This is a genomic window from Paenibacillus apii (assembly GCF_011043685.1).
In the GTDB taxonomy this organism is placed as follows: domain Bacteria; phylum Bacillota; class Bacilli; order Paenibacillales; family Paenibacillaceae; genus Paenibacillus_AQ; species Paenibacillus_AQ sabinae.
In genome coordinates, this window is sequence record NZ_JAAKGU010000009.1 from 165,761 (window position 1) to 186,222 (window position 20,462).

Consider the following 20,462-nt stretch of genomic DNA (forward strand, 5'->3'; position numbering starts at 1 on the left):
TATTTTTCCGGTGTCCGGCGGCCCAATCCTCATTAAAGGAGGATCTCCTTTTCACCCGATTCATTATACTGCATATACTCCCTTTACTTGGCGGGTGATGACCATCGGCCCTTTCCGGGCTTAATTAGAGGCCGGCTTGAAACTAAGAGGGAAAAACTCCCTTTTAATTTAGCATTTATCCCTTTTTTATTATTTAAGCTGGAATTTCTCCCTCTTAATTCGGACAAAAGGCTCGAAAAGAGGCTGTAATCTAAAATAAAGTGGAGAAATCCCCTTTTATTCTCCAATAAGGGCTGTTTACTCTGAAATAAACGGGACTTTTTCCCTTTAATATACTGAAACCGCACATAGGGAGGGCTCTTCGCCCGTTGTCCAAATGAACGACCAACGCCCAGTTCGCAGTGCGCCGGATCAAAGGGCTCGGAGCGTATCGCTCGGCCAGCCTAGTAAGCCGGGGCGCTTTTCCCCCCGGGCCTCTCCCGCGGCGCGCCTTCCCCGCATCGGCCTCCACATCGCCTCATCAGCTCCCTCGCGTGCTTCAGTCAGCCTGTCTGTCGGTCCGGCTCGGAGCCCACCGCTGGCCCGCCAAACAGGCCGGGGTGCTTCTCCCCCCGGGCCTCTCAACCGGCGCGCCTTCCCGCGCATTGGTCTCCGCATCACCTCACCAGGTGCCCTTCCGGTCCGTTTCTTCCAGCATCTTTCCGGCTCTCAGATCGCCTAACAAGCCAGGGCGCTTCTCCATCCCGACCTCTCACCCGGCGCGCCTTCCCCGCATCGGTCTCCGCATCGGCCTTCGCATCGCCTCAATCAGCGCCCTTCCCGCGCATCAGCCTCCTATGGCCTCACCCGACGCACCCTCCAGCACATCGGCCAGCCAGCCTAACAGGCCGGGACGCGTCATTCCCTAGCTCCGCCCCGCACCTCACCGGTACACGGCCCCAAGAGCCCTACTCTTCCCCGACAAAAGCCACCTTCTCGTCCTCGAGCGACGCGATACGCACCAGCGACTCCACCCGGTAGCCCGCTTTCAGCAGCAGCTCGCGCCCCGGCTGGAACGACTTCTCAATCACGATACCGATCCCGGCCACCGTCGCGCCGGCCTGCTCCACAATCCGCGCCAAGCCGAAAGCGGCCTCGCCGTTGGCCAGGAAATCGTCGACGATCAGCACCCGTTCGCCGGGTTCGATGAATTTTTTGGAGACGGTAATTTCATTGGTCTCTCTTTTGGTGAAAGAGTAGACCTTCTCCACGTAAATATCCTCCGTCAAGGTCAGCGACTTCTGCTTGCGGGCGAATATAAGCGGAACCTCAAGCTCCAGCGCCGTCATGATTCCCGGAGCAATACCGGAGGATTCGATCGTCAGCACCTTCGTAATCTTGTCACCCGCGAACAACGACTTGAACTCGCGTCCGATTTCGCGCATCAGGAACGGGTCCATCTGGTGATTCAGGAAAGAATCCACCTTCAAAACCCCTTTGGCGAGCACAATGCCTTCGTTCTTCACCTTTTGCTTCAAGAGCTCCATATGTACTCCTCCTTCTGTATCCTGATTCATGCGGCTGCAGGAAAGGCCCATTCTTCCTCAGGTCCGGCGAGGAGAAAATGGGCCTTTCGCGGCCGGTTCAAAGACCTGACGGCTTCGGCGGCAGCAGATTGCTGACGATCGATTTCAAATCATGATCCTCTCCGGATTTTTTGCCGTCCGCGTCATAGCCGGTGATCCGGATCTCGGAATATTCGGCCCCCGCGTCTACCGGGATGAATATCAGCTTCTCTCGGTCGCTGAGCCTTACATTGAACTTCATGTCCTTAAACATGTCAATCAGCTGGCTCTCGGTCGGAGCCGCTCCCTCGTCAAGAAACAGCAGCCCCCGCAGCGCTTTGGGCCCTTTCGAATGCAGCACTTCAAAATGAACGATACACTCCATTCTTCTTCACCTCCCTGGCATGGTTTGGCCTATTTGCGGCTGAAGGCTAGTCACCATCCCGAGTGTTCCCCGGAGCCCCTGCCTCCATCCGTTCCGCTTCGTCTTCGCTTCCGATATATTTACCGTAAATGCTCCGGTAGCGATGGCCGTATCGCCGTTCCAGTTCGGGCCCCATATCCTGCTCCAGCTCGAACAGCACCATTTCCTGCATGAAATGGCCCAGCAGCAGGTCCACCAGTACCCGGTGCTCGGTCACGACCGCCTGGGCTGTTCCATCCCCGCCGCCGCGCATGCCGAGCATGCACCAGCGCCGGTCGACCACGAATGAGAACTTGCGGCCTTCGGCTTCCTCCATCCCGGCAAGAGGCGGCCACTGCAAGTACGGGCTTGCGGCATTGCCGCCGTCAAAAGCCCAGAGGAGCCTCACCCCGCGCCGCTCCGCCTGCTCCAGCTCGCTGCGCAGCAGCGAGGCTTCCTCCCGCCATACGTCGACGACAATCTCATGCTCCGCCGTGTTAAGCTGGCGGATCAGCGCATCCATGACATTGCGCTCGCCTTCCACATTATAAAAGGTGCTGCTGACGGAGCCGCCGCGCGGCATTTCGCTCTGAACGAAGGCGAGGGACGCCTGAACCCGCCCGGAGATCATCTTCGAGAGCTCTTCCGGGGCCAGAACGCTATACCGGGCCGGCTCTCCGTCGCCGCAGCGCACATAACCCTGCTGGGTCAGGCGCTGAAGCGCGGCATACACATTGGACCTGGAGACGCCAAGGCGTTTTGCCACCTCATATCCGGAGGATTGACCGATCGCCGCCAGCTCCACCATAATTTTGGACTCCATTTCCGTAAAGCCCAGACTGCGCAGATGCAGCAGCAATTGTTCCATTTCTGTCATCCCTCCCAAGGCCGGCTGAGTTCAAGGCTAAATCTGTTCCGATCCGCAGCGCGGACACCACATAGAGCCTTTGGGCAGGTCCGCCCGGCAAATCTGGCATTTCACCGTCTCGCGCGGGCCGGTGTCTTCTTCCGTCTCCTCGTGACCCTTACCCTGCCAATCCCGGATACGCCGGTCGAGCTCAAGCTGCCTTTCCCGCTCCCGTTCCAGCTCATCGGCCAGGCGGCGTTCACGCTCCGTATCCTGCACGTTCCCGGCATACTCCGCCACCGGAGCCGGGAGCGGAAGCTCCTCCTCGCTGTCTTCATGGCTGTAGTCATAAAGCTCCGGTTCCTCTTGCGGCCCCGCCGAAGCCCCCGGTCTGTCCGGTTCGTCCGTGTGCCGATCCGGTGCCGGATCGTAAATAACCGGAGCGGGAGCGCTTGCGGCCTGCTCCATTTTGCGTCCGCAGTGCGGGCAGAAATTTGCGTCCAACGGGGCAATAAATCCGCATTTGCAGAGTCGTTCATGTTTGAGTTCGGCGATGCGCGAGCGCAGAGCGTCGATTTTATCCTGAAGTCTGAGGCAAGAGCGGGACATTTCTGTCATTTGACCTTCAGCCAGCGATAAATCCCTGGAGCGGTATCCCTCATAAAAGATCTTGCCCATCTTCAGAAATTCCATTTCCATTTCGTGCTCAATATCGGAAATTTGGCTGTTCAGCTTGCCGATCTCCACGGAGTTTTGCGCTTTTTCGCTAACCCGGGTGGCTCCGTCTTTAATGCGCTGCAACAGATTCATAGATAGTCCCCCTTCTCACAATGAGCCAAACATAGCACCGGCGAAAATGAAACGGCTGCCCGCCTTACAGGAGGGTATCCGTTTCCACTTGATCTCTGGGTCAAACAATCTTCGCACCCGGCGCCGCCGGAAACTATGTCTCTATCATACCAAATGTGACGGCCAGATTCATTATTTGTCGTCTCGTGTATATTACATAAAAACAAGGCTGACAAATCCTGCCGAAGCTGGAGGGATTGTCATGCCGGACAACGATAAAAAAAGCTACTATGTATCCTTTAACACAGGCTGGTTCAGGATATGCAGGGCGAAGCGGAAGAGTTCGAGGTCAATCTGGAGGATACGGTCTGCCGCGACAAGGGATACGGAGAGGACGACTCGCACATAAATGCCCATAAATAAGTAAGCGTTCCCACTTCCCGGATTGCATTTTTCTTTTCGGTTAGAGAGCTTCCGTGTGCGCCCGTTTGGCATTAGTCTGATCATCGGGAAGCTTTTTGCTTATAATAGCGGGGCTTTTTTGACGAACCCGCGGCCGTTATTCCTAATATAAGCGCGAAGCGCCTTCAAAGGGGCGGATGAAAAACTGGATACAGATGGAAAATTTTGCATCCAGTGGTTCACATCGGTTAAAATGAAGGGGCGAATAAATACTAAATTCGGGAGAGTATCCGTGAAAGAACAAGATCGCAGAATGCTAACACTGGATCAACTGCAGGTTCACGTTCAGGACTTGGGCCGTTTGGAATTAAACGAGGATCTGTCCAGACAGCTTGGCGAATTCAAGAAAATGCCTGCCCTTTACCGCCTGGCCCTCAAAGAGCTTGAGAACAAAGTCGAGACACTGAAGACCGAATGGAAGATGCGGGACGGTTACAGTCCGATTGAACATATCAAGAGCCGGGTCAAAGAGCCGAAGAGCATCCTGCAAAAACTGGAACGCAAAGGGTACGCCCTCAGCTTCGAGAATATTGAGACGCATATTCACGATATCGCCGGCATGCGGATTGTCTGCGCTTTTGTGAAGGATATTTACCGGCTCGCCGATCATTTTAACGCCAGGGAAGATATCCGCGTGCTGGAAATCAAGGATTACATCGACCAGCCGAAGCCGAACGGGTATCAGAGCCTGCATGTGATCGTCGCCGTGCCGCTCATTCTTCTGGACGGAACGAAATGGGTAAAGGCCGAAATCCAGCTGCGGACGCTAGCCATGGATTTCTGGGCGAGCATGGAGCACATTCTCTATTATAAATACGACAAGCAGCTGCCGGCCCATGTTGCGGATGAGCTGAAGAGCGCCGCACGAGCCGCCGACGAGCTGGACAAGAAAATGCTTCGCCTGCGAAGGGAGATTTTGGATCTGTCTTGAGGCGGACAAGATTATGACCGGAAGGTCTGAGGCTTGCCGGAACGCCGGGAAAGCTGGCTGAATTCCACCTTACAAGAAGAAACGGCTTCGCCGTCCTTTTAGGAGCTAAAGCTTCCGAAGCGGTGATACAAGTATCGCTTTTAGGTACCGTTTCTCGTTGAACTATAAGACAAATGGATAAGCGCTCAGCTTATACATTCTTATATTTCAAAAAAGAGCCCCGCGGCTTGTTTCCACAGCCGCGGGGCTTTCCTGTTCCAGCATGCGCTTGTGTCCCGGAACGGCCGCAAGCTGCAGAACAGGCTCACTTCACCAGCTTCGCTGCCCTCCGGGCAGCAGCCTCGGCGGCCCGCCGCATAATCAGCTCCAGCCCCTCCTGCGCGCGCGGCACATTCGGCAGCAGCGCCTTCCAGTCCTCCATCGAAGGAGCGATGGAGGAAGAGTCCGGAACAGACCGGTCCCGAACCTCAAGGAACGCGGGGCCCGGCTGATGAAGCGAACCCTCGGCCGAGGCCTCCGCCAGCCATTCTCCGGCGGACACCGCCGGCCCCTTCTTCTCCAGTCTGCCCAGCTCGGCAGACAGCCCCGTCCCGGCTTCTCCGCCTGTGCCTTGGGACCAGAGCGCGAAGATCTCGTCTGTCAGCTCGCCTTTTGGCAGGCCGCGAAGCGCGAGCGCGGTCAGCGGCTCCTTCGCCAACCGTTCCCTCACCTTCGCTATTGCCTCTTTATTCGCGGCTTCGTCATTCGTATCCGGGACCGCAAGCTCAGACTCGTCCGGCCACAGCCCGAATTCGGCCAGCCATGCCGGGAGACGCCCTTTGAGCAGGCCGTACAATTCCCCCGGACTCCCGGCAAGCCGCTTGATCGCCTCCTGGCGCCGGGACAGCGGCCATACCTCCATCTTCAGGACCTGCCGGAATTCCGGGGATGCCTGCGGCGAGCCCGCCGTCCCCGCACCGCCGGCATCGTCAACGGCGGCCTGGCCGGATACGGGCGTCCATACGGCCGTCAGCACTCCCGGCGCGGCTTTCAGCACCATGTTCATCGTCTCCGTCATATCATCCCTCCGCGGCTTGCTTCACCTTGTTTTATTGGAGATCCGGGCTACATCCAATCCTGATTCTGCAGCTCGATCAATTCCTTCAGCTCGCGATCCGACATCTCGGTCAGCCAGTTCTCGCCGGAGCCGACCACCTGCTCGGAGAGATTCTTTTTCCGCTCGATCAATTCGTCGATTCTCTCCTCCAGCGTTCCCTGGCAGATCAGCTTGTGTACCTGCACGTTCTTCAGCTGCCCGATCCGGAAGGCCCGGTCCGTCGCCTGATTCTCCACTGCGGGATTCCACCAGCGGTCGTAATGCAAGACGTGATTGGCACGGGTCAGATTCAGCCCTACTCCGCCCGCCTTAAGCGACAGAACGAAGAAAGCCGTTCCCTCCCCTTCCTGAAAAGAACGCACCATTTCGTCGCGATCCCGCTTCGACACCCCTCCGTGCAGGAACAGCGGCGTCTTGCCGTAGCGCTTGGCCAATCTGTTAACCAGCAGCTCGCCCATCGCCACGTACTGGGTAAAAATGAGCGCCGACTCTCCAAGCTCTGAAATGCTGTCCAGCACCTCGAACATGGCCTCCATTTTGCCGGACTGATCGTTTCGGCTGGCCCGGCCTTCTTCCTTGAGAAAGAGCTGGGGATGGTCGCAGATTTGCTTCAGCTTGGTCAAGGAAGACAGCACCAGTCCCCGCCGGGCCATCCCCGTGCTCTCCCCGATCGTATCCAGCATTTCGTTCACGACGCCCTGGTACAATATTGCCTGGTGCTCCGTCAGCGCGCAGTACGATTTCAGCTCCAGCTTCTCCGGCAGATCCTTGGATATGTCGGGGTCGCTCTTGAGTCTGCGCAGCAAAAAAGGCGACACAAGCCGGTGCAGCTCCCGCAGCCGTTCCATCCCTTCGCCGGTCCCGTAACGCTCGCGGAAGGAATGAAAAGTGCCGAGATACCCCGGGTTCAGAAAATGAAAAATCGACCACAGCTCGCCCAGCCTGTTCTCCACCGGCGTTCCGGTCATAGCGATCCGGTGGGGGGCGGCGAGCCGCATGACGCTTTGCGCCTGTTTGGTCCGGTAGTTCTTGATATACTGGGCTTCGTCCAGCACCACGGTCGACCAGGACACCGAGGCAAGGTCCTCGCTGTCCCTGCCGGCCAAATGGTACGTGGTCAGCACGATATCATGGCTGACCGCCTGCTCCCGGAAGGCCGCGCCGCGCACCCGGCGGCTTCCGTGATGGATGTAGACGCCTAGCGTGGGCGAGAACCGCCGCAGCTCCCGCTGCCAGTTGCCGAGCAGCGAGGTCGGGCACAGGATCAGCACCGGATCGCTGTCTGCGGCCGTCCATTGGCGCAGGCCGTGGCCCGCCCGGCCGCCGCTCGCCTTCCGGTTGGCACCTTGTCCTGCGGCGGTTGTTATCGCCTTGACCTCCCCGGGCTTTGCCCCCGAGTGCCTGCGTCTGAGCAGGCTCGCGATGACCTGGATCGTCTTGCCAAGGCCCATATCGTCGGCGAGGCAGACGCCGAAGCCGAGCTCTCCCATAACGCTCAGCCATTGGTAGCCCCGTTCCTGGTATGGGCGAAGCGTTCCCTTCAGTTCCCCGGGAACCGGCAGCAGAGGCGGGCTCTGTGCGGCATCCCCGCGCAGCAGCGAGGCCAGCAGGCCGGTCGTTTCCATGCCGGTAACGGGCATTCCCTTCCACAGCCGTTCCTCTCCCGCCTCGGCTTCAAGGCGCATCCAGTCCGAAGTGGACATTTCGCCGCTCTGATGGCGTTTCATATACCGGAGGACCTGGCGGATTTCCTTAGGGTCTACCTCGATCCATTCCCCCCGGAATTTTACAAAAGGAACCCCGGCGGCCAGCAGCGCCCCCAGCTCCTCCGCGCTGACGGAACTGTCGCCGAGGGAAGCCTCGATCTTGAAGGACACCAGCGCTTCCATGCCGAGCGCAAGCGCCTGCGGTCCTGCCGGAAGTTCCGGCAGCTGCATTTTCAGCCTCATGCCGATCCGGCGGCGTCCCTCCTTGCTCCAGCGCGAAGGCAGCTGAACAGTGATTCCCCGGGCGGTCAGCTTCTGCACCGTCTCCTTCAGGAAAACATACAGCTGCTCCGGCTCAAGGTTCACACCGGTCGGGGCAGGAGACGCAAGCGCCTGCGAGATGTCCGGCGACCATTCGGCCGCCCGGCCCAGCGCCGCAAGGAGCTGCTCCTGAATCCCCCTGTAGCGTTTGCCCCAGAGCGTAAACTCCCGGTCCTCGCTGCTCCAGATCATCTCTGCCGGCAGCCAGAATCCGCTCTCTTCCCGTCCCTCAGCCCAGAAGGACAATCGCCATATTTCTTCGTCCTCTTTCGGCGGCTCCAGCCTCAGTCCGAGAGCGAGCTGGCCGCTCTGCTCCTCCGCCGCTCCGAAGCTGGGAATATTGCCGGCTGCCGGGGCGTTAACCGCCCCGAGCAGCTCCGTGACCTCGGCGGGCGTACCCTGTACCGGGATGTCGCGGCTGCCCGTAAGCAGGCTGTTCCACCACAGCTCCGTCAATGGCGACCGGCCCCGCCGGTAGTTGGCCTTGTATGGGGCAAGCTCCTGCTCCATTCCGGCCACGACCCCTTTGACTTCCGCGTTGATTACCGCTTGAAGGAAGGAGTACAGCACCGCCGCCCCCGCTTCTTCCCGCGAGGCCGGTTCGCTCCCCTGCAGGGTTGACGAGCTGAGCGCCAGCACCGGCATGGAGGCGGAGAACTGCAAAAAGGCTTCCCGCTGACCCGGCTCTCTGAAGACGGGAATCCAGCACGTTTCCGCCGCCTGTTCCCCGCCGCGCCGCCGCGAGCCCGCCGGCCGGGGAAGCACGGCTCCCGGAGCGGTGCCGCCTGTAGCCAGCAGCTCCAGCGCAAAGCGCGCCGCAGCCGCCCAGTAGCCCATCTCCCCTCCGGGAACGATTCCCTGCCGCTCGCATAGCGTCTCGTCCCAGGCCAGCAGCAGCTCGAACGCGTCCTTTGGCGACAGGGCAAGCCCTTCGAGCATTCGTCCGGCCATCGGCCGGCGGGACGCTCTGCCTTCGGCTCTGGCCGCAGGGTACCTTACTTCAGCCAAGCGAAGCGCGGCTCCCGCGAACGGCCGCTGCCCCCCGCCCAGCTCCAGCCTCTTGACCACGCGAGTCCAGGCATCTACTTTGGGTTCCGAAGTCTCACCGGAGAAGCAAAATAAAACATCCCCCAGCCACATTGCATACAGATGCTTTGTCATCGTGATCTCCTGTCTTTTTGAACAGGCCAAAACGGACATCCCGCTTCGATGCCCCGAGGCAGCAGCCGTTTCGCCGGAAAAGTTCTCATTCTATATCCATTTCTGCAGATGCAGAGCTCCGAATTTCAAAAAAAGGTTTTATCTCCATCTTATACGAAAAAGCCCGGATTTAAAAACATTTCTGCATATTTCGCGGTCCGCAAATCTGGCCGCCGGCGAATTTACGGCAAATTAAGCGATTTTCAGCTAATCGAATTCGTGACGACCGACCCGGTTTCGCCCAAAATCGTCAGCCTCCCCAAATCGCGACTTTCAAATCTCCGCTTCGGTTCGCCCGGCCGTTCACCGCCAGGGAGAGCCTAGAACAGCAAAAAGCCGTCCAGGGTTGCCTGGCCGGCCGAATTGCCGCTGATTTTCTTGTGCCGTTCTGCCTTCGGCTATGATGTCAAAGCTTACCCCTCATAGACGGGCAGTTGTTTCTTCAGCCAAAGGTCGATGAAGTCCGCCACCTCTTCCCAGCCCGGCTGCGCGATAATCCAGTGGCTGCGTCCTTGAAATTCCTTGTAATCCGTCACGGCTCCGGACCGCTGATTGTATAAGCTGTAATTCTTGCGCACCAGGCTGGCGGGCACAATCCGGTCGACCTCCCCGGCAATCATCAGCAGCGGTCCGCGGCTGCCGTTGTTAAAGTCCACTTTGAACGGGCTGCTCGAAGCGAACGGAGCGACGGCTCCCTGGAAGAAAATGCGCGTCGTCTCCGGGACCACATGCTCCCGGTAAGCGCGCTCTTGCTCAGCTTTGCTCAGCGTATGAACAAAGGCGTACTTAAACTCCTTGAGCGACATCATGAAGGTTTTGCGCCAAGGCTTGGACAAAATGCCGAAGATGGAACGAGCCGTAGTCGGATAGGCAGCCGACACTACTCCTTTGGCGCCCGCGGAATTAATGGCGATTCCCGCTAGACCCAGCCCGCGGTCCATCAGCAGCTGCGTCAGCAGCCCGCCGAAGGAATGGCCGATGATGATCGGTTTTTCCGGCAGCGCCTTGATAATTCCGGCATAGTATTCCGTCAGGTCCTCAAGTCCCAGCTTGCCGAGACCGGCTTCGGAACGGTCCCGCAGCTTGGCGACGGGCTGATCGTGGAAAGGCCAGGCCGGCGCCAAAACTTCAAACCCTCTGTCCTTGAAATACCCCATTAGCGGTTCGAAGCTCGCCCGTGTAACAAAAGCTCCGTGAATAAATACAATCGTCGGTTTTTTCATTGTAATCTTCTCCTTTGGTTTGATATTTACCTACTAGTAGGTAGGTATAATTGAAAAAAATTTATCTCTTTCCCTTGCAAAAAAACATTACACTGTGACGGCCTTCTCCGTAATCAATCCCAGCAGACGATTCTTCACCTTGCCGAACTGCCCGGCATCGTTAAATGTCCTGGAAGCGAGCATCCCGCCGTGCACACAGGCCAGAATGGCATGAGCCGTTTCCTCGATGGCGGCGGCTTCGCCTTCCCCCGCGAACCGGTCCTCTTCAGCCGCATCCTTCAGCAGCCGGGCCAGCCAGTCTGTTAAATCCCGGAAATGCCCGCGAATCTCGCCGATTACTTCTTCAGGCAGAATCGGAATCTCGGAGGCAAGCAGCGCGCACAGGCACATGTCGATCGCCTTGCTCCGCAGGCATGACTCCCAGTACGACAAATACCGCTCAAGCTTCACCCGGGGATCGTCCGTCATGGAGTCCAGCTTGGCCAGATTAGCCCGCACTTCCTGCCGGTACCTGCGCACCACATTTTGCAGCAGGTTGGCTTTGGACGGAAAGTGGTAGTGAATGCTTGCCTTCTGGATACCGATTTCGGCAGCGACATCCGCATAGCTGAAAGCACTGTACCCTTTCTCCAGAATCAGACGATTAGCAACGTTCATAATATGATCGGATCGGTTCATATCTTCACCTCTTGACTTGAGTATACCTACTAGTAGGTAGAATGTCAACAGCCGGAAACCCATTTTATAAAAAAACCTTTCCCGCCAGTCTTCCGGGTTACCGGAGGACTGTACTCGGGAAAGGCTTATTCGAATCCGGCCCTTAACGGAAGCGGGGTACGGATTTCAATACGTGAACAGAGCGCCGCGTTATTTTCTGCGAGCTACGACTTCAATCTCCACGAGTCCGTCTTTGGGCAGACGGGCAACCTCAACCGCGCTGCGCGCCGGATACGGCTCGCTGAAGAAGCTGCTGTATACCTCGTTTACGGCCGCGAAATCGTTCATGTCCTTAAGGAACACCGTCGTCTTCACTACATGGTCCAGCGAGGTTCCCGCCTCTTCAAGAATGGCCTGTACGTTCGCCAGCGACTGGCGCGCCTGGGCTTGTACATCTCCCGCCAGCTCGCCCGTTTCCGGATTCAGCCCCAGTTGGCCCGAGGTGTATACCCAATTTCCGGCGATAATCGCCTGGCTGTACGGACCGATGGCCCCCGGCGCTTTTGACGTGGCTACCTGCTTTTTGCTCATCTCTCAATTTCCTCCCATTCATCTATTTATGTCATCATTTTAAATCGTAATCTCTCTTTATTGCAAACCTTTCTCATCCTCCCAAGCCGGAGCGGCCTCGGCAGCAAAGTCTTTTCCAAGCACCTGAATAACGTCGTTCGGGTATATATGCAGCCCTTTCGGATCAGCCGCCGCGATATGGACCATGGCCCGGGCAACAGTCTCCCCTTTGATGGCACGGTATTTAGCCGCCCTGCCGACCATAAGACCATCCAGCTGGGTCATAAGCCAGGCGGCGGAGCGCTCCAACAGTCTGAACTCCTCCCTCTCCCCCAGCAGCAGGGACGGGCGGAACAGATGCAGCCCCGGAAAGCCCAAGCCGCTTAAAGCCTCCTCCATCCGGCCTTTGGTCCGGCTGTAAAATTGGCGCGAATCCGGATTCGCCCCCATGGACGATACCGCCAGAAATTGTCTCACACCGGCTTTCCTTGCAAGCTTGGCCGCCGTTAGCGGGTATTCCAGATCGACTCGCTCGAAATTTTGCTGTGATCCGGCTTTCCTGATCGTCGTCCCGAGACAGCAGAATACGGCGTCCGCTCCTTCGAACAGATCGCCGTAACGCTCCAGCCGCTCCCAGTCGGCTACCGTCTGCTTGAGCCTGTCGTGCTGGAGTGCAAGCGGTCTGCGGACGAGCACCCGCACTTCCTTCCAGTTTTCACGCAAGAGCTGCTCCACGACCGCCTTCCCAACGAGTCCGGTGGCTCCAAGCACCATTGCCGTTCTATTCATGACTATTCTCCTTTTTAAACATCCTTCAAAATACGGCGCCCGAGCAGCGCGATCAGTATGATCATCAGCCCTCCTACGATAAGCTGCATCCCGTACACCTGGAACCCGTGCGGCCAGCCGTCAATCCACTCGTACACTTTGCCGCCGATCACCGGTCCGATAAATGAGGCCAGCCCGGTTAGCGCCGCGTACATTGCCATGTACATTGGACGCTCTTTTTTTGGCGTATCCCCGATGATGAAGTTGAAGGCAAGCTGGTTAAAACCTCCGACTCCTACTCCGAACACGACATGTGCGGCGAACAGCACCGGAAACAACGGAAGCACGGACAGCAGCCCCCACAGCAGCGAGGAAACCGTGATGATGGGCAGCGTCCAGAAGAGCAGCCGTTTGTTGCTGTACCGCGCGTTCAGATTCCCCCAGAAATAGAAGCTGGCCATCATGAACACGGTCTGGGCCACGTTAAGAAGCGAAAGCGTCTGGTAATTGATGTGCAGCAGCTGCAGCATGACATAGGAATACAGCGGAACGGTCACATTTTGCAGCAGCAGCCATAGTGAGAGAAACAGCGTCGATTTCATAAACAGTCCGTCGTGAAGCGGTTTCTTAAACATCGGCAAAAACTTTCTTTCCTCCGATTTCTCAAAGGGCACATCCGGATAGAAGAAGAATACTATAATATTGGCTGTGGAAAATATCCACACCACGATATACAAAATCAGAAACCCCTGCGCTCCCGGGTAGCGGTCCAGAACGACGCCGCCCCCATAGACGACAAGGCTCCCCAGAGCGTTCAGCAGAGTGTTGCGGATACCGAAGTAGCGCCCCCGCACGCGCGGCGGCACCAAATCCCCGATAACCGAGCTCCACAGTACGGCGCCGGCGGTGTTTGCTATAAATGCTAGGGCATACAAAATAATGAAAGCGCTGACCCATAAGGGACGGGGAAAAAGGAACGGAACGAGTCCGGTAGAGGCCCACAGCACCCGGTGAATGGAGACAAAAGTGACGAGTGCCCACTTGCGGCGGGGCAGCCTCTGAATCAGAAAGGCGACGCCGATCTGTGCGACATTCACGAGTGTTGTAAGCGCAATTACAAAACCGATCTGTCCGGAAGTAGCGCCCAAATACAGCAGGAAACCGGTCAGAAACTGCCCCTGCAGCAGCACCTGAAAGATAGTCGAGGGCACTCCTTCCCATGTGGCCATATGCAGGTTTTTCCGGTATGTCGAAAACTTGCGGCCCCTTCTTTCGGGAGGAGAGGCTGCGGGGCGGTTTCTCATGATGTTGATCGTAACGGCAACACTCCTTTGACGCGGCTCTTGCTTCATTCTACTCCGCTTCGCCCTAGCGTCAATAAGTCAGAATTACAAATTAAATTGGAGTTTTTATGCCTTGGTCCGAACCGGTTAACGGCAGGTACAGGGAGAAGGCGCTGCCCTCGCCTTCCTGGCTCTGCAACGTAATAAAACCGCCGATCAGTCGGGCAAGATCCCGGCTGATGGACAAGCCCAATCCGGTGCCCCCGTACTGCCGGCTGATTGTCCCGTCCGCCTGCTGAAACGCCTCGAAGATGCTCAGATGCTTGTCCTTCGGTATGCCGATGCCGGTGTCCTTTACCTCCCACACGATCCAGGACGCTTCTCGCCCCCCCTGCCGCCGCTGTTCCCGCCGAATGGTCAGCGAGACGCCGCCCCGATGGGTGAACTTGAACGCGTTCGAGAGCAGATTGCGCAGAATTTGCTGTACCCGCTGCGGATCGGAGACCAGTGTCTCCGGCAGATCCTCCTCCAGCTGGATAGTAAAACCAAGCCCTCTCTGCTTAGCGATCACATCGAACTGCTGGAAGAGCAGCGCGGGAACCTCGCTGACATTGACCTCCTCGCTGACGATTTCAAGCTTGCCAGCCTCCACTTTGGACAGATCCAGAATATCGTTGATCAGCAGCAGCAGCTCCTCGCCAGAGCGGTGTATGAGGCTGCCGTAAGCCTGGAGTTCCTCTCTCGTGACCGAATCGTCATGCTCCGCGATCAGCTCTGACAGATTGATAATTCCGTTCAGGGGAGTTCGCAGCTCATGCGACATATTCGCCAGAAATTCCGACTTATATTGAGAGGCCAGCATAAGCTGCTTCGCCCGTTCCTCCAGAACGATCTTGTTCTTCTGAAGCTCCGCCGCCTGCTCGGAGAGCAGCGCATTAACCTGCTCAATCTGCTGCATCCGCTTGTGCTCCAGATGAAAATCGCGGGCAATCAGCGCAAACAAAATACTAAGCGCTATCCCGGCCGGGAAAGTGATCGGCATGATCTCGGATACATATTCATAGAAGGGAATGACTCCGAATATGCTGATATTGACCGCGTTAAAGAAGTTGACCGCCAGAACGACAACCAGACCCTTGGCAATCATCGATACGGGGGAACGGCGAATCCAGGGAGAAAGCGCCGCGCAAATGAATCCCAGAATGGACAAATTGAGCATTCCCGCCGCCGCCGCCGTGGTAATGCCGAACGCAAAGCGCATCAGACCGGTGCTTACTCCGATCAGAATCAGAAGCAGAGACTGCGGATAAGCGATGGTGGAGATAATCAGCGGAACGAAGCGCAAATCAAAAATCACGTTGTCATCCAGCCTGTACCCGAAAAACGTGCTGAGCCAGCCGGCGAATATCGCCATTACGACCCAAGCGGCCTGCTTAGTCCGTTCGGAAGAGCGGGAAATGGTATGCTTGAACAGCAGGTTCGCCAGATAGGCCAATGTGATGAGCATCGCCGTGTTAATAAAAAATATCTTTATATATTCCATGAATTCACTCCCGCAAAACACCAGATGATATACCGTTTATATACTACCATAATTAACCACGCGCCTTAATTATGGCGGCGCTCCGTCAGAAGCTTTAGAAGAAGAGCGCAAATCAGATTCGATTTGCGCTCTTCTTTATATGGAAAAACCGGGGTCTGGCCATGCTCAAGTATTTGACGATCCCCATGAAGCGATGATGTTGTTTAACCGGCTCCCCCGGCGTTTCGGGGAGGTCTTGCGGGCTGATCTGCTCTTCTGTCCATGCCTCTTCATCCGGCAGCAAGTAGTATCGGGAATGGTAGCTGCAAATGATGTCACCCTGCTGGGTAAGCACACGGTCATCACGGATTTCGAGGATTCTCCCGGCAATTACATGGGATTTATACATAGACATCGCCTTCCTTACCCTAGAAATATGGATCGGTACCATCACAAGGAATGTTCTGATTTCCTTAAAGTAAAATTACCCCTTCATTTTTGGGCTGAATCGGCTCGATGGATCAATTTCCATTTTTAACAAATAAAGAATCGGGTCGGATTTTGTCACATAAACCTCTCTTAAATCATAAAATTAATCTATCAATTTATTTAAAACTTCGATATAATGAAGCAGGAAATGAAGCGTTATCTTGATAAGTGATAATTTTCACATTTAAATTGGATAGGATTATGCTACTATTCCGTCGACATAATTCGGAAATATTATAAATTTTCGTTATTACTTTCTGAAGGTCTTATGCCGATAACAATAAATGGGCCAATGCTCCAAACCTCAGTGACATTCATCATTTACAAGGTGATTTTTATCACTTCCAGCGATATTTAAATGTTTTACATTTTAATATATATATTTTAAACTATTTTGGAGGTCATTTCCTATGAAAAAAACAACTGCAGTAGTATCCAGTGCCCTGCTTCTCGGCTTGCTTGCCGCAGGCTGTGGCAACAGCAACGAAAGCGCGCCTGCCGCATCCACAGCACCGGCTGCCAGCACGGCTCCTGCCGCATCCACAGCACCGTCTGCCAGCACAGCTCCTGACGCATCCGCAGCACAATACAAGGACGGCGTTTATAAGGCCGAAGGCGAAATGGACGCCAAGAGCGGCTGGAAGTCCACTGTCGAAGTTACCGTGTCGAACGGTGCCGTATCCGCGGTTAAATTCACCGGCGTCGACAAAGACGGCAATGACAAGCAGCAGTTCTCCAAAGACGGCAAGTATGGCATGAAGGAAAAAAATCCGTCCGCCCTGGCCGAATGGCATGAGGAAGTCGCCAAAGCCGAACAGTACTACATCGACAACAAAGGCGCAGCTCCCGCGTTTAACGCCGAAGGAAAAACCGATGCCATCTCCGGCGTATCCATCAGCGTAGGCGAATACTGGACTCTGGCAGAAAAAGCGCTGGAACAAGCGAAGTAATTCACGATCCTTCCTGCAGCTAATTCAGACAAATGAGGTGAGTTCCTTTTGAAGAGAATCGTCATTCTTGGCGGTGGGTACGGCGGTGTACTTACAGCCAAAAAGCTAGCCAAGAAATTGAAAAACAACAAAGACATTGAAATCAAACTGATCGACCGGAATCCTTATCATACGCTCTTGACGGAGCTTCATGAGGTCTCCGCAAACCGCGCGCCCGAGGATTCGATCAAGATTGACCTGAAGAAGATTTTTGCCGGCCTCAAAGTGGACGTTGTCCTTGACGAGATCAGCAATATCGACTTCCAGGGCAAGAAGCTTCAATCCGAGAAGGCCGTCTACGAATACGACTATCTCGTTATCGGCACGGGCAGCAAGCCGACCTTCTTCGGAATTCCCGGCGCTGAAGAGAACACCTTCTCTTTCTGGTCCTATGACGACGCCGTTGCGCTGAAGCGCCAAATCCGCGACATGTTCACGCAGGCGGCGAAGGAAAAAAATCCGGAAGTACGCCGTTCCATGCTGACCTTTGTTATCGTCGGCGCAGGCTTTACCGGCGTTGAGCTGGTGGGCGAAATGGCGGAATACCGCGAAGAGCTGTGCAAAGAATTCTTCATCGATCCGAAGGATGTGCGGCTGATCGTTGCCGATATGGCGCCGAAAATTCTGCCAATCCTGCCAGATAAGCTAATCCGTAAAGCCGAAGCGCATCTGCGGAAGCTGAACGTGGAAATCGTAACCGGCGCCAAGATCACCGAAGTAGGCAAAGGAAGCGTGGCTCTCGGCGAGAAGAATGTCGTAGCCTCCAACACCATTGTCTGGACGGCGGGCGTCGAAGGCTCCGAGCTTGTGGGCAAACTTGATGTCCAGCAGCAAGGACGCAAGCGCATCGTCACCAACGAGCATCTGGAAAGCGTCGACCACAAGAACGTATACGTTGTCGGCGACAACATCTTCTACATTGTCGAAGGCGAACAGCGTCCCGTTCCGCAAATGGTCGAGAACGCCGAGCTTGCCGCTCCGCTGATTGCCGGCAACATCGTCGCCGACATTAACGGAACCGCGAAAAAGGCCTATAAACCGGCCTTCCACGGCACGATGGTTTCGATCGGAAGCCGCTACGGCGTTGCGAATGTCGGTCTTCCGAACAAAATGTTCATGCTCACCGGATTCATGGCGATGTTCGCCAAGCATATGATCAACATTTACTATCTGTCCGGTGTAGCCGGATTTAATAAAGTCTGGACTTACATGATGCATGAGTTCTTCCATGTGGAGAACCGCAGAAGCTTCGTCGGCGGATATTTCTCCAAGCGCTCGCCGAACTTCTGGATCGTTCCGCTTCGCATGCTGCTCGGCGGCATGTGGCTGTATGAAGGCATTGACAAGCTGCGGAAGATTATCGACCAAGGCTGGAGCAAGATCTTCCTGATCCCGGCGGCCCCTTATCTTAAGGATGCAACATCGGCGGCCAGCGAAGCGGTAAGCAACGTCAAGGAAACGGTTGACGCCCAATCGGCGGCATCGGCGGTCGGTACCGCCAAAGAAGCGGTTTCCGCACTTCCCGTTCCGAAGTTCATTTACAACATTTCGAACTGGTTCATGGATCTCTTGTTCTATCAACCGGACGGCAACTACACGTTCCTTGCCAAGTGGTTCCAGCTCGGCATGGTATGCGCCGAAATCATCTTTGGCATCATGCTGATTGTCGGACTGTTTACCGCCCTTTCCTCCATTGCGACGATAGGCATGGCCGTCATGATCTGGACGACCAAAATGGCAGCTACGGAAATGCTGTGGTATGTGGCGGCGGCAATCGCCTGCATCGGCGGTTCCGGCAGCGTCTTCGGTCTCGACTACTACGTTCTGCCTTGGCTTAAGAAGCAGTGGAAGAAAATTCCGCTTGTAAGACGATGGTATCTGTACACCGACTGAAGCAGCTGATCGCCTGAATGATTACCGTACTTTCAATTGCTATTATATAAGTCATCTATGTGTTTTCTATGTTGATTTATACAAGATTAATAACAACTTTAATGGAGTAATGTGTCCTTTAGGCACATTACTCTCCTTATTTAAGAGAGGTTTTGTAAGGATGATCCAGGCGTTTGACTGCTTCCGCAAAACCGACAAGAAGGAGAGAATCTTGTGAACAGACAACTCATTGGAGATACTCTTCGGCTGCTTCAGGCTGAATTGTCGCCCATCGCCGGAATTCAGCTTCCTTTCTCTCCGGCGGAAGGCGATGGTCTGCTCTCGGTAATGGACAGCTATAACCTGGAATACAGCCGCAAAATGCACTTCATGGGCATGTACATCATTCTTGTGCTGGCTGCCCGCCGGCACATGGAATGCGCTGAGGATCATCCCGATTTGATCCGTAATGTGCTTGATGGAGATTATTTATACAGCTTTTACCTTCAGTTCGCCATAAAGCACCGCGAGCTGGATTTCGTCGTCTTTCTGGCTCCTTATATTAAACAGCAGCAAGTCAGAAGAGCTAATGGAGACTACACCGAGCTGGACCTCACAGCACTAATCGGACAATTCCTGAATGCCGAATTTAAAAAAAAGCGTCGTTCGGAAAAAGCGATAGAACAGGTGGGATAGCGCCAACATGAAGCTGCATGAAGCCTTGAATATCGACATTGCGGAAGTTAACCTTGAAATCGAACGGCTGGTAACGCGCGACAAGGATGTGCCCGGAGGCTCGGCGCTGGCCAAAGGCGTTCTGGAGCTTGTCAATTCCGGAGGCAAACGGCTTCGCCCGCTTATGGTCATTGTCGGCAGCCGCTTTGGCCGGAAGGGACAGAGACGCCGCACGCTCCAGCTGGCCGCGGCTGCCGAGTTCATCCATGCCGCCTCGCTTGTTCATGACGATATTATCGATGATGCCAAGCTGCGGCGCGGACGTCCCGCCCTGCATACGCAGACGGGGGTACTCTCAGCCGTCCATATCGGCAATTATATGTCTGCAAGGGTTATCGAACTATTAAGTAAGCATGCCGGGGATAAGACCCATTATGTGCATGATCTGTCGGCCATAGCCACCGCCCAGTTGTGCATTGGGGAATACCAGCAGATGGAGCATGCCTACGACTATGATCTTACGCTTGAGCAGTACCTGGATAAATCACTCAACAAAACGGCTCTTCTGATGGCGACCTGCCTCCGTGTGGGAGCTCTGTCAGCCGAGAGCACGGAAGAGACGGCCGAGGCGCTGTACGCGTTCGGCGAGGCGCTCGGCATCGCCTTTCAGATCCAGGATGATCTGCTGGACTTCACCCAATCGTCCGAGACGCTCGGCAAGCCTGCCGGCAGCGATCTGCGCCACGGACAGGTCACCCTGCCCGTAATCTACGCGCTGCAGGACCCGGCGCTTGCAGCGCGCATCCGCCGCATCGGCCCCGGCTCTTCGGATGCCGACGCCCGGGACGCTCTGGCGGCCATCTCCGGCAGCGGCGCGCTTGCCCGCACGGAAGAAATGAGCCGCCGTTATCTGGAACAGGCGGCGGCCATCGCGAAGCGGCTGTCCTCCTATCCGGCGCACGCCGATCTGGAGACGCTGATTGCGTTCTTTGCGGGCAGAGACCGCTGACCCATTTTTAATTCTTTACCATGAAAAAGGCGGATACTCCATCACGGGAGTATCCGCCTTTTTCGTATTCTTTTTCCTACATTAGAGTGCCGGAACGTATAGATAA

18 protein-coding genes are annotated in these 20,462 nt (G+C 55.8%); 5 read left to right on the top strand and 13 right to left on the bottom strand.

The annotated features are described in order from the left end of the window. Positions 1-947: 947 nt before the first annotated feature. The 4 genes from G5B47_RS18550 to G5B47_RS18565 form a co-directional block, all read right to left on the bottom strand. Complete coding sequence (locus G5B47_RS18550; protein ID WP_165101145.1) at positions 948-1,526, bottom strand: xanthine phosphoribosyltransferase; 579 nt, start codon at positions 1,524-1,526, stop codon at positions 948-950. Positions 1,527-1,623: 97 nt separating this feature from the next. Then, positions 1,624-1,929 (bottom strand): hypothetical protein, encoded by a 306-nt coding sequence (locus G5B47_RS18555; protein ID WP_165101148.1) that lies wholly within the window; start codon positions 1,927-1,929, stop codon positions 1,624-1,626. A gap of 46 nt (positions 1,930-1,975) precedes the next feature. Next, positions 1,976-2,815 carry a TrmB family transcriptional regulator gene (locus tag G5B47_RS18560; protein WP_165101151.1) on the bottom strand — a complete coding sequence of 280 codons (840 nt, stop codon included), beginning with the start codon at positions 2,813-2,815 and terminating at the stop codon, positions 1,976-1,978. Positions 2,816-2,851: 36 nt separating this feature from the next. After that, on the bottom strand, positions 2,852-3,604 hold the full coding sequence (locus G5B47_RS18565; protein WP_165101153.1) for a zinc ribbon domain-containing protein: 753 nt from the start codon (positions 3,602-3,604) through the stop codon (positions 2,852-2,854). 790 nt (positions 3,605-4,394) lie between these two features. Here G5B47_RS18565 and G5B47_RS18570 point away from each other — a divergent pair. Then, the gene (locus G5B47_RS18570; protein ID WP_407945235.1) at positions 4,395-4,976 is read left to right on the top strand and encodes a GTP pyrophosphokinase; all 582 of its coding nucleotides are present in this window, start codon (positions 4,395-4,397) and stop codon (positions 4,974-4,976) included. 304 nt (positions 4,977-5,280) lie between these two features. On the opposite strand, the gene G5B47_RS18575 is transcribed toward G5B47_RS18570, so the two are convergent. From G5B47_RS18575 to G5B47_RS18615, 9 genes are all read right to left on the bottom strand, one after another. Beyond that, positions 5,281-6,033: a hypothetical protein gene (locus tag G5B47_RS18575; RefSeq protein WP_165101156.1), complete on the bottom strand. Its 753-nt coding sequence runs from the start codon at positions 6,031-6,033 to the stop codon at positions 5,281-5,283. A 47-nt stretch (positions 6,034-6,080) separates the two neighbouring features. Then, positions 6,081-9,260, bottom strand: coding sequence for a DEAD/DEAH box helicase (locus G5B47_RS18580; RefSeq protein WP_165101159.1), 3,180 nt, complete (start codon positions 9,258-9,260; stop codon positions 6,081-6,083). A gap of 452 nt (positions 9,261-9,712) precedes the next feature. Continuing rightward, complete coding sequence (locus G5B47_RS18585) at positions 9,713-10,522, bottom strand: alpha/beta hydrolase (protein WP_165101162.1); 810 nt, start codon at positions 10,520-10,522, stop codon at positions 9,713-9,715. 87 nt (positions 10,523-10,609) lie between these two features. Next, complete coding sequence (locus G5B47_RS18590) at positions 10,610-11,200, bottom strand: TetR/AcrR family transcriptional regulator (RefSeq protein ID WP_165101164.1); 591 nt, start codon at positions 11,198-11,200, stop codon at positions 10,610-10,612. 189 nt (positions 11,201-11,389) lie between these two features. Further along, positions 11,390-11,770 (bottom strand): RidA family protein, encoded by a 381-nt coding sequence (locus tag G5B47_RS18595; protein WP_165101166.1) that lies wholly within the window; start codon positions 11,768-11,770, stop codon positions 11,390-11,392. Positions 11,771-11,827: 57 nt separating this feature from the next. Next, a complete protein-coding gene (locus G5B47_RS18600; protein WP_165101169.1) occupies positions 11,828-12,538 on the bottom strand; it encodes an oxidoreductase in 711 nt (236 codons plus the stop codon). Between the two features lie 14 nt (positions 12,539-12,552). Beyond that, positions 12,553-13,746 (bottom strand): MFS transporter, encoded by a 1,194-nt coding sequence (locus G5B47_RS18605; protein ID WP_235949691.1) that lies wholly within the window; start codon positions 13,744-13,746, stop codon positions 12,553-12,555. A gap of 166 nt (positions 13,747-13,912) precedes the next feature. Next, positions 13,913-15,343: a sensor histidine kinase gene (locus tag G5B47_RS18610; protein ID WP_165101171.1), complete on the bottom strand. Its 1,431-nt coding sequence runs from the start codon at positions 15,341-15,343 to the stop codon at positions 13,913-13,915. Positions 15,344-15,455: 112 nt separating this feature from the next. After that, positions 15,456-15,731, bottom strand: coding sequence for a hypothetical protein (locus tag G5B47_RS18615; protein ID WP_165101174.1), 276 nt, complete (start codon positions 15,729-15,731; stop codon positions 15,456-15,458). A gap of 490 nt (positions 15,732-16,221) precedes the next feature. On the opposite strand from G5B47_RS18615, the gene G5B47_RS18620 reads away from it, so the two are divergent. The 4 genes from G5B47_RS18620 to G5B47_RS18635 all read left to right on the top strand — a co-directional run bounded on the left by G5B47_RS18620 (position 16,222) and on the right by G5B47_RS18635 (position 20,356). Continuing rightward, entirely contained in the window at positions 16,222-16,761 is a 540-nt protein-coding gene (locus G5B47_RS18620; RefSeq protein ID WP_165101177.1) for an FMN-binding protein, read from the top strand. Positions 16,762-16,809: 48 nt separating this feature from the next. Further along, positions 16,810-18,693 (top strand): FAD-dependent oxidoreductase, encoded by a 1,884-nt coding sequence (locus tag G5B47_RS18625; protein ID WP_165101180.1) that lies wholly within the window; start codon positions 16,810-16,812, stop codon positions 18,691-18,693. Between the two features lie 213 nt (positions 18,694-18,906). Beyond that, positions 18,907-19,368, top strand: a complete 462-nt coding sequence (locus G5B47_RS18630) for a hypothetical protein (protein ID WP_165101183.1) — start codon at positions 18,907-18,909, stop codon at positions 19,366-19,368. 7 nt (positions 19,369-19,375) lie between these two features. After that, positions 19,376-20,356: a polyprenyl synthetase family protein gene (locus tag G5B47_RS18635; RefSeq protein ID WP_165101185.1), complete on the top strand. Its 981-nt coding sequence runs from the start codon at positions 19,376-19,378 to the stop codon at positions 20,354-20,356. Positions 20,357-20,462 lie beyond the last annotated feature (106 nt).